This is a genomic window from Thalassospira xianhensis MCCC 1A02616 (assembly GCF_003326475.1).
Classification (GTDB): Bacteria; Pseudomonadota; Alphaproteobacteria; order Rhodospirillales; family Thalassospiraceae; genus Thalassospira; species Thalassospira xianhensis.
This window is the reverse complement of the sequence record NZ_JPWA01000100.1, coordinates 1-503: the sequence shown is the minus strand read 5'-3', so window position 1 is coordinate 503 and position 503 is coordinate 1. Positions and strand designations below refer to the sequence as shown.

Sequence of the window (503 nt, the reverse complement as noted above, 5' to 3'; positions counted from 1 at the left end):
GGCTTTTTGCCTTCCAGCAGGTAATTGCCCCCGCACCAGTCCGGATCAGCCATGACCGCCTGACGCCCGACTTCATGAAACGCGATGTTTTGCGCCGAATGGCGGAAGCTGGTTGCAATCGGGGCGGCGGCAAAAACGCGATGGGAATAGCTTTTGCACCATTCAAGAACCTGCATACCGCCCATCGAACCGCCGATGACCGCAAACAGGGTATCGATGCCCAATGCGTCAATTAGCATGGTCTGCGCGCGTACCATATCGGCAATCGTGATCACCGGGAAATCAAGGCCCCACGGTTTGCCGGTGGCCGGGTTGATTTCCTTGGGCCCGGTGCTGCCAAGGCAGCCGCCAATCACGTTCGAGCAGATGACGAAATATTTGTCGGTATCGATGATTTTGCCCGGCCCGACGATTTCACGCCACCAGCCTTCCTTGCCGGTGATCGGGTGGACTTCATCGGCTACATACTGATCACCCGTCAAGGCATGGCAGACCAGAATGGC

At 57.5% G+C, this 503-nt stretch carries 1 protein-coding gene; it reads right to left on the bottom strand.

The window, feature by feature from the left end:
* The coding region (locus TH5_RS25200; protein ID WP_114124146.1) for a homoserine O-acetyltransferase family protein at window positions 1-503 on the bottom strand (503 nt) is incomplete at both ends.